This is a genomic window from Umezawaea endophytica (assembly GCF_025061645.1).
Taxonomy (GTDB): domain Bacteria; phylum Actinomycetota; class Actinomycetes; order Mycobacteriales; family Pseudonocardiaceae; genus Umezawaea; species Umezawaea endophytica.
In genome coordinates this window covers 81,370-89,487 of record NZ_JANYMP010000026.1, presented here as the reverse complement: position 1 = coordinate 89,487, position 8,118 = coordinate 81,370, and the positions used below count along the sequence as shown (strand labels likewise).

Annotated in this window: 9 protein-coding genes; 4 read left to right on the top strand and 5 right to left on the bottom strand. The window is 72.0% G+C overall.

Annotated elements, in window-relative coordinates:
- Positions 1-74: 74 nt before the first annotated feature.
- On the bottom strand, positions 75-380 hold the full coding sequence (locus NZH93_RS38600; protein WP_259628256.1) for a hypothetical protein: 306 nt from the start codon (positions 378-380) through the stop codon (positions 75-77).
- 59 nt (positions 381-439) lie between these two features.
- Between NZH93_RS38600 and NZH93_RS38595 the strand changes: the two genes are divergently transcribed.
- Positions 440-1,081, top strand: a complete 642-nt coding sequence (locus NZH93_RS38595) for a TetR/AcrR family transcriptional regulator (RefSeq protein WP_259628255.1) — start codon at positions 440-442, stop codon at positions 1,079-1,081.
- On the opposite strand, the gene NZH93_RS38590 is transcribed toward NZH93_RS38595, so the two are convergent.
- Positions 1,082-2,701 (bottom strand): ABC-F family ATP-binding cassette domain-containing protein, encoded by a 1,620-nt coding sequence (locus tag NZH93_RS38590; protein ID WP_259628254.1) that lies wholly within the window; start codon positions 2,699-2,701, stop codon positions 1,082-1,084.
- Positions 2,702-2,808: 107 nt separating this feature from the next.
- On the opposite strand from NZH93_RS38590, the gene NZH93_RS38585 reads away from it, so the two are divergent.
- Entirely contained in the window at positions 2,809-3,945 is a 1,137-nt protein-coding gene (locus NZH93_RS38585) for a C39 family peptidase (protein WP_259628253.1), read from the top strand.
- A gap of 12 nt (positions 3,946-3,957) precedes the next feature.
- On the opposite strand, the gene NZH93_RS38580 is transcribed toward NZH93_RS38585, so the two are convergent.
- Positions 3,958-4,200: a DUF3040 domain-containing protein gene (locus NZH93_RS38580; protein ID WP_259628252.1), complete on the bottom strand. Its 243-nt coding sequence runs from the start codon at positions 4,198-4,200 to the stop codon at positions 3,958-3,960.
- A 53-nt stretch (positions 4,201-4,253) separates the two neighbouring features.
- Positions 4,254-5,273, bottom strand: coding sequence for a cell division protein ZapE (gene zapE / locus NZH93_RS38575; RefSeq protein ID WP_259628251.1), 1,020 nt, complete (start codon positions 5,271-5,273; stop codon positions 4,254-4,256).
- Between the two features lie 59 nt (positions 5,274-5,332).
- On the opposite strand from zapE, the gene NZH93_RS38570 reads away from it, so the two are divergent.
- Positions 5,333-6,076, top strand: a complete 744-nt coding sequence (locus NZH93_RS38570; protein ID WP_259628250.1) for a pyrimidine reductase family protein — start codon at positions 5,333-5,335, stop codon at positions 6,074-6,076.
- 26 nt (positions 6,077-6,102) lie between these two features.
- Positions 6,103-7,185 (top strand): ATP-dependent DNA ligase, encoded by a 1,083-nt coding sequence (locus tag NZH93_RS38565; RefSeq protein ID WP_259628249.1) that lies wholly within the window; start codon positions 6,103-6,105, stop codon positions 7,183-7,185.
- Here NZH93_RS38565 and NZH93_RS38560 read toward each other — a convergent pair.
- Complete coding sequence (locus NZH93_RS38560) at positions 7,172-8,071, bottom strand: EamA family transporter (protein ID WP_259628248.1); 900 nt, start codon at positions 8,069-8,071, stop codon at positions 7,172-7,174. The genes NZH93_RS38565 and NZH93_RS38560 overlap by 14 nt on opposite strands.
- Between the last annotated feature and the right edge of the window lie 47 nt (positions 8,072-8,118).

Genomic DNA, 8,118 nt, shown 5'->3' with positions numbered 1-8,118 from the left:
GGGGGGTCGCGGCCACCGCGGTCCTCGACGGCCCCGCCGTTCGCGGCCGCCCCGGCGCGGGCGGCCTCGAACGCCTAGCTCGCGGGTTCGCCGAGCAGCGACCCCGTGACGTGCAGGACCTCCAGGTGCTGCACGGTCGGCTCCGCCTCGGGCCGGGTCCCGCCGAAGGCCGCGTCCACGGCCGGGTGGATCCGCTCGTCGAACGCCCGCGCGCACGCGGCCTCCGACTCCCACACCTCCACGTACCGCAGCCCGCCGTCGGGCCGCCGCACGCACAGGTGCAGCAGCGATCCGGCGACGGGCTCGGGCCCCAACTCGTCGATGATCCTGCGGTACAGGTCGTCGCCGATGGGCACGTCCTGGATGAAGGCGTAGACCATGTTCCCGCTCCATATTCGTCCGACACTGATTCGGGTGAATATGGGTAAGGTTGACCCCGATGAGCGAGAACGTCAAGCGCCGGTACGAAGCACCCCGAAGGGCTGAGCGCGCGGCGGCCACCCGGAGCGCGGTGCTGGCCGCCGCGCGGGAGCTGTTCGTGGCGCGCGGCTACCCGAAGACGGCCGTCAGCGACATCGCCGCGCTCGCCGGGGTCTCGGTCGACACGGTCTACAGCTCGGTTGGCCGCAAACCGGTGCTGCTGCGGGAACTGGTGGAGACCTCGCTGTCCGGTCAGGACCGGGCGGTCCCCGCGGCGGAGCGCGACTACGTCGTCCGGGTCCGCGCGGCCCCCACGGCGGCGGAGAAGATCGACCTCTACGCGGAGGCCATCACGAGCATCCACCGCAGGCTCGCCCCGGTGTTCCTGGCGCTGCGCGACGCGGCCGTGAGCGACCGGGACTGCGCCGCCCTGTGGCGCGAGATCGCCGAACGGCGGGCGCGCAACATGCTCGACTTCGCCGCGGACCTGCGCGCGACCGGCGACCTCCGCGACGACCTGACCGACCGGCAGGTCGCGGACGTCGTCTGGAGCACCAACGCCGTCGAGTACTGGGTGCTGCTGGTCCACGAGCGCGGGTGGACCCCCGAGCAGTTCCGGGAGTGGCTCACCGACTCGTGGACCAGGACGCTCCTCGCCTGATCAGCGGGCCCGCTGCACCCGCGCCTCGTCCCACACCGGCTCGGCCACCTCGGACACCACGCCGTCCGACCGGAACAGCAGGAACCGGTCGAACGACCGCGCGAACCACCGGTCGTGCGTCACCGCGACCACGGTCCCGGTGAACTCCTCCAGCGCCCGCTGCAACGCCTCGGCCGAGTTCAGGTCCAGGTTGTCCGTCGGCTCGTCGAGCAGCAGCAGCGTCGACCCGGCCAGCTCCAGCAGCAGCACCTGGAACCGGGCCTGCTGTCCACCGGACAGCGACTCGAACCGCTGGTCGCCGCTCTGCCCGAGCCCGTAGCGGGTCAGGATCGCCATGGCCGCGCCGCGGTCCTTGCCGGTCCGCGAGCCCTCGCCGTGCCAGAGGATGTCGACGAGGGTCTTGCCGACCCACTCCGGGTGCTGGTGGGTCTGCGCGAACAGCCCCGGCAGCACCCGCGACCCGGTCTTGCAGACGCCGGTGTGGGCGACGTCGCCGCCACCGAGCAACCGCAGGAAGTGGCTCTTGCCGGACCCGTTCGACCCGAGCACCGCCACCCGGTCGCCGAAGAAGATCTCCGCGTCGAACGGCTTCATCAACCCGGTGAGTTCGAGCTTCTCGCACGTCACCGCGCGCACGGCCGTCCGGCCGCCGCGCAGCCGCGGCGTCACCTTCTCGTCGGTCGGCAGCTCGGGCGGGGGCCCCGCCTCCTCGTACTTCTTCAGCTTCGCCGACATCACCCGGTACTTGGCCGCCATGACCTCGGAGATGGTCGCCTGGATCTGGAGGGTCCGCACCAGCTCCTTGAGCCGGTCGTGCTCCTCGTTCCAGCGCTTGTGCAGCTCCTTGAGGCGGTCGATCCGGGCGGTCCGGGCCTCGTGCCAGGTGCCGAACGAGCCCGCGTGCGTCCACGCGCTGTGCGCCTCGACCGTCACGACCTGGGTCGCGGCGATCGACAGCAGCTCCCGGTCGTGGCTGACGAGCAGCACGCCCTTGTCCGTCTCGGACAGCCGCTGCTCCAGCCACCGCTTGCCGGGCACGTCGAGGTAGTTGTCCGGCTCGTCCAGCAGCAGCACCTGCTCCTGGCCGCGCAGCAGCGCCTCCAGCACCAGCCGCTTCTGCTCGCCGCCGGACAGCGTCTTCACGTCCCGGAACCGGGCCCGGTCGTACGGGATGCCCAGCGCGGCCACCGTGACCGTGTCCCACAGGACCTCGACGTCGTAGCCGCCGTGCTCGCCCCACGCGGTGATCGCGTCGGCGTACTTCATCTGGGTCGGCTCGTCGTCGGTCTCCATCAGCGCCAGCTCGGCGCGGTCGAGGTCGGCGGCGGCCTTGCGCAGGCCCGGTGGGGCGACGGCGAGCAGCAGGTCGCGGACGCTGCTGTCGTCCCGCACCGAACCGACGAACTGGGGCATCACCCCGAGCCCGCCCTGCACCCGCACGCTGCCCGTCGCCGGGGTCAGCTCACCCGACAGGATCCGCAGCAACGTGGTCTTGCCGACCCCGTTGGCGCCGACCAGCGCGACCACCGACCCGCTACCGACCTTGAACGACACATCGCGAAACAGCTCGCGTCCGTCAGCCAGACGGAAGGCAAGACCATTCGCATCGAGGAAACCCACAGTGGGTCATCGTCGTCTGATGGGGGCCACAAGACCAAATCATTTGGTGTATCACCGTGGCCCGTCGTGTCTCTGAACAGAGAGGCGCATCTAGGGGAGGGAGCTCGATGACCCGCATCGAGTCGGCTCGGCTGGTGGCGGCGCAGCTCGGTGTGCTGGTGACGCTCGGCGCGTTGCCCGACCTGCCGGACGGGCCGCGGCTGGACCGCGCGCCGACACCGGTGCACGACGTCAACGGCGAACTGCTGCTGTGGCGCATCGGGTCGAGCTGCGGTCGCGGGTACGTGGACGTCGCCGCCCACCCTCGGCTCGGCGCGCCGCTGGTGGCCGTCGCGCCGGAGGCCGTGTGGGAGCCGGAGATGCTGCTCGGCGAGGCCCGCAGCCTCGACGTCGAGCACGACGAGCTCCAGTTCGTTGCCTACAGCTTCCCCAAGCTGGCCGTCCGGTTCCTGCTCGGCGGCGTCGAGGTCGCGCTGCGCGAGCTGCACACGTGGGAGCAGGTGCCCGAGGTGCGGGAGGACCTGGGCGAACCGCCGGGCGAGTTCGAGCGCTGGTCGTTCCTCGACGAGCAGAGCGCCGAGACCCGGCGGCTGCGCGAGGAGCGCTACCAGCAGCGGATCGAGGCGCTGACCCACCTGGCGAACGTGCTGCACGTGGACGAGCCCGTCGTGCGCCGGTTCGACCGCAAGATCGTCGAGCAGGTGCTGCGCCCCCGCGTGGACGCGCTGGAGCTGCACTACTCGCACAACTTCGCCGACCAGTCGAGCTGCCTCGGCCTGGTCGGGCAGGAGACGAACCGGTGGAGCACGGCGGCGAGCGCGCAGATGATCCTGGACTTCTACCGCTACCGGTACGACCAGGAGCGGCTCGCGGACGAGCTGGGGCTGGGCACGGAGGAGAACCCCGTCGGGCTGCCGCCTAGCCGGGAGTTCGACGTCGTGGTGGCGCTGGAGAACCTGACCGGCAAGTCGCTGTCGGCGGCGCTGTCGACCACGCCGACGTTCGCCGAGTACCGCTCGGAGATCCGGGCGAACCGGCCGGTGATCAGCTTCGTGCCGGGGCACAGCCGGGTCGTGGCGGGCTACACGCGCACGAGTTCGCTGCTGCTGATCGGCGCGAGCTTCGCCGCGTTGCAGGTCAACGACCCGTGGCCGCCCAGAGCCGGGGTGGTGACGCGGTGGGAGAACGTCGACACCATCGTGTGCCGGAGCACGGTGACGGCGAAGGTCACGCTGGTCCCGTAGCGGCGGGAGGCGTCACCGCCAGGTCGTGCCGCGGAGGAGGAGCACGACCGAGACCATCCCGAAGCAGCCGAGCGCGGCGCCGATCACGCCCATCGCCAGGAGGAACGTGCCGATGGCCCCGAAGAGGATCGCGAGCACGGTGCTCGGCCTCGGAGCGGCTCGACCGATCTTCAGTCTGTTGTCCAGCAGGGGCTCTTCGAGGCGGAACTGGTGCTCGATCTCGGCCAGTGACCGCCGCTCGGATTCACTCAGCATCGGGACTCCTCCACATGCTCCAGGCACGGTGGGAATACCCCGATCCCGCGTTCTCAACCGCTTTGTCGGCGGGAAAGCGCGACGAGCCTGGAGACGGCCCGCAGGTACTTCTTCCGGTAGCCGCCGCGCAGCATCTCGTCGGTGAACAGCTCCGACAGCGGCCGACCCGACACCGCGACCGGGACGTCCCGGTCGTAGAGCCGGTCGCCCAGCGCGACCAGGCGCAACGCCACGGACTGGTCGGACGCCGGGCGCACCCCGCGCAGGTGCACGGCGGCGACGCCGTCGACCAGCCTGCCGTAGCGGGACGGGTGGATCCTGGCCAGCCGCGCGCACAGCGCGTCGAAGTCGTCCAGCGTCGAACCGGGGGTCGCCGCCGCGCTGGCGGCCAACTCGTCGTCGGTCATCGGCTCGGGCGCGTCGGGCAGGCCGCGGTGCCGGTAGTCCGGCCCGTCGACGCGCACGACGTCGAACCGCGCGGACATGGCCTGGATCTCGCGCAGGAAGTCCTGCGCGGCGAACCGGCCCTCGCCGAGCTTGTCCGGCAGCGTGTTGGAGGTGGCCGCGACGAACACGCCCGCGCCGGTCAGCTCCTTGATCATCCTGCTGACCAGCGTCGTGTCGCCGGGGTCGTCCAGTTCGAACTCGTCGATCGCCAGCAGCCGGTGCTCGGACAGCCGCCGCACGGCCTCGCCGAACCCGAGCACGCCCGCCAGGTTGGTCAGCTCCACGAACGTGCCGTACGCCTTCGGTCCCGGCACGGCGTGCCAGATCGAGGCGAGCAGGTGGGTCTTGCCGACGCCGAACCCGCCGTCGAGGTACAGCCCGAGCTTGCCCTCCGGAACCGACTTCCGGCCGAACAGCGACCCGAGCCACCCACCGCCGGAGTCACCGCCGACGCGCTTCGCGAACGCGGCGCACGCCGTCACGGCGGCGGCCTGGCTGGGCTCGTCGGGGTTGGGCACGTACGTGTCGAAGCGCACGTCGTCGAACCGGGGCGGCGGGACCAGGGAGTTCACCAGTTCGTCCGCTTCGATCCGGGGATCTCGGTCGGCCAGGCGCGGAGCGGACATGGGGGCAAGGGTATCGGCGGGCGGACCCCGTGACCTCGGTGTGTGTTGGGATGAACTCCATGCAGATCCTCCTGCCGCCGCGCGACGGCGAGATCACCGACGCCGAGCTGGAACGGGTCTACGACTACCCGGCGGGCCTGGACCGCCCGTGGGTGCAGGTGAACTTCGTGTCCAGCGTGGACGGCGCGGTCGCGGTGGACGGCCAGTCCGCGGGGCTCGGCAACGCCGCCGACAAGAAGGTGTTCATGCTCGGCCGCGACCTGGCCGACGTGGTGCTCGTCGGCGCGGGCACCGCCAAGGCCGAGGGCTACCACGGCATCAAGGCGGGCGAGGTGCGGGCGGAGCGCCGGGCCAGGCTCGGGCGGGCACCGGTCCCGCCGATCGCGGTCGTCACGGCCCGCGCGTCGATCGACCCCGCCTCTCCCCTGCTCACCGACACCTCGGTGCCGCCGATCGTCCTGACCACGGCGTCCGCGCCCGCCGAGCGCCGGGCCGCCCTCGCCGCGGCGGGCGCGGACGTCGTCGTGACCGGGGAGGCCGAGGTGGACCTGGTGGCGGCGTTGGCCGCGCTGGACGAGCGAGGGCTGCGCCGGGTCGACTGCGAGGGCGGGCCCGCGCTGTTCGGCTCGCTGATCGCCGCCGACCTGGTGGACGAGTTGTGCGTGACGATCGCGCCCAAGCTCGTCGCGGGCGGGTCGAGCCGGATCGCGCACGGACCGGTGACGCCACCCCGTGACATGGCGCTCGTCTCGGCGCTGCACTACGAGTCCGCGCTGCTGCTGCGGTACCGCCGCGTGCGCTGACCAGCTCGAAGAGGCAGGATGGGCCGGTGCCGCTACCGCTGACCCCGCCGTTGCAGCCGATGCTCGCGACCGCGGTGGACGAGATCCCCACGGGCAAGGACCTGCTGTTCGAGCCGAAGTGGGACGGTTTCCGCTGCCTGGTGTTCCGCGACGGCGACGAGGTGACCCTCCAGTCGCGCAGCGGGAAGCCCCTGAACAGGTACTTCCCCGAGGTCGTCGAGGCGCTGAAGCGCACGTTGCCCGAACGGGTCGTGCTCGACGGCGAGCTGGTGGTCGCGAAGGACGACCGGCTCGACTTCGACGCGCTCGCCGAGCGCATCCACCCGGCGGCCAGCCGGGTCGCGCTGCTGTCCGAGTCGATGCCCGCCGCGTTCGTGGCGTTCGACCTGCTGGCGCACGGCGACGACGTGCTGCTGGAACGGCCGTGCGTTGAACGGCGGGAGGCGCTGTCGGCGCTGGTCAAGCCGGGTGACGGGCTCTACCTGACGCCCGCGACCACCGACGTGGAGCTGGCGGCGCAGTGGTTCGAGCTGTTCGAGGGCGCCGGGCTGGACGGCGTGATCGGCAAGCCCTCGAACTCGGAGTACACGCCGGGCAAGCGGTCGATGATCAAGGTCAAGCACGCCAGGTCGGCCGACTGCGTCGTGGCCGGGCTGCGCTGGCACAAGGACACCGACCCCGGCACGGCCGTCGGGTCGCTGCTGCTCGGCCTGCACGACGACCGGGGCGTGCTGCACCACGTCGGCGTCGTCGGGTCGTTCAAGGCCGACCGCCGCCGGGAACTGGCCGACGAGCTGCGCGACCTGATCACCGAGGCCGACGACCACCCGTGGCTCGGGCCCGACGCCGAGGACGGCCGCAGGCTGCCCGGCGCGATCAACCGGTGGCGCGGCCAGCACGCCTCGTGGATCGCGCTGCGGCCCGAGCGCGTGCTGGAGATCTCCTACACGCAGACCGAGGGCGCGCACCCGGCGCGACTGCGGCACAACGGCCAGTTCACCCGCTGGCGGCCGGACCGCGAGCCCGACTCGTGCCGCTACGACCAGCTCGACCAGCCCGCGCGGTACGACGTCGAGTCGGTGCTGCGCGGCGAGGTCAAGCCCGCCTAGTGCGGGTGGCGCCGACGGAGGCGAGCACCACGCAGCACACGGCCGTCCACTGGATCGGGTGAAGTTCCTCGCCGAGCACGACCAGCCCGGTGAGGGCGGCCATCGCGGGTTCCAGGCTCATCAGGATGCCGAAGACGCTCGGCGGGATCGTGCGCAGCGCCTCCAGCTCCAGCGAGTACGGCACCACCGACGACAGCAGCGCCACCCCCAGGCCGGAGATCAGCACGAGCGGGTGGAACAGCGACGTGCCCGCGTCGGCGAGCCCGAACGGCAGCACGACCAAGCCGCCGCACACCATCGCCAGCGCGAGCCCCTGCCCGTCGGACGACTGGCTGCCCAGCGCCGCGGCCAGCAGGATGTACGCGCCCCAGCACACGCCCGCCAGCAGCGCGAACAGCACGCCGGTCAGTTCGAGACCGCCGTCGGCGCGGGTCAGCAGCAGCACACCGCCCGCCGCCAGCAGCGCCCACAGGCCGTCGACCCAGCGCCGCGACCCGATCACCGCGACCGCGAGCGGGCCGAGGAACTCGATGGTCACGGCCGCGCCGAGCGGGATGCGTTCGATCGCGAGGTAGAAGGCCAGGTTCATCCCGCCGAGCACGACGCCGTAGGCGACGACGGTCACGAGCATCCGCCGGGTGACGCGCAGCGACGGCCGCCAGATCAGCACCAGCACGGCGGCGGCGAACACCAGCCGCAGCGTCACCGTTCCCGACGAGCCCGCGAGGGTGAAGAGCTGCTTGGCGATGGCGGCGCCGACCTGCACGCTGATGATCGACAGCATCACCAGCGCGGGCGGCGGCACCGCCCCCAGCGCGCGGGCCGCTGCCGAGAACGGACCGGAGCCCCCCAGCGGTTGCCCCGGTGTCGGTCCTGCCTGTGCCATCACCACGACGACCATCCTGCCTGTCCGAAGAGGATCGCCGCGCACGG

Bases quoted from the DNA above. Each gene is read 5' to 3' on its own strand.
- NZH93_RS38570 (WP_259628250.1), top strand. From the start codon at position 5,333: ATGCAGATCCTCCTGCCGCCGCGCGACGGCGAGATCACCGACGCCGAG.
- zapE (WP_259628251.1), bottom strand. From the start codon at position 5,273: ATGTCCGCTCCGCGCCTGGCCGACCGAGATCCCCGGATCGAAGCGGAC.
- NZH93_RS38560 (WP_259628248.1), bottom strand. From the start codon at position 8,071: ATGGCACAGGCAGGACCGACACCGGGGCAACCGCTGGGGGGCTCCGGT.
- NZH93_RS38580 (WP_259628252.1), bottom strand. From the start codon at position 4,200: ATGCTGAGTGAATCCGAGCGGCGGTCACTGGCCGAGATCGAGCACCAG.
- NZH93_RS38585 (WP_259628253.1), top strand. From the start codon at position 2,809: ATGACCCGCATCGAGTCGGCTCGGCTGGTGGCGGCGCAGCTCGGTGTG.
- NZH93_RS38595 (WP_259628255.1), top strand. From the start codon at position 440: ATGAGCGAGAACGTCAAGCGCCGGTACGAAGCACCCCGAAGGGCTGAG.
- NZH93_RS38600 (WP_259628256.1), bottom strand. From the start codon at position 380: ATGGTCTACGCCTTCATCCAGGACGTGCCCATCGGCGACGACCTGTAC.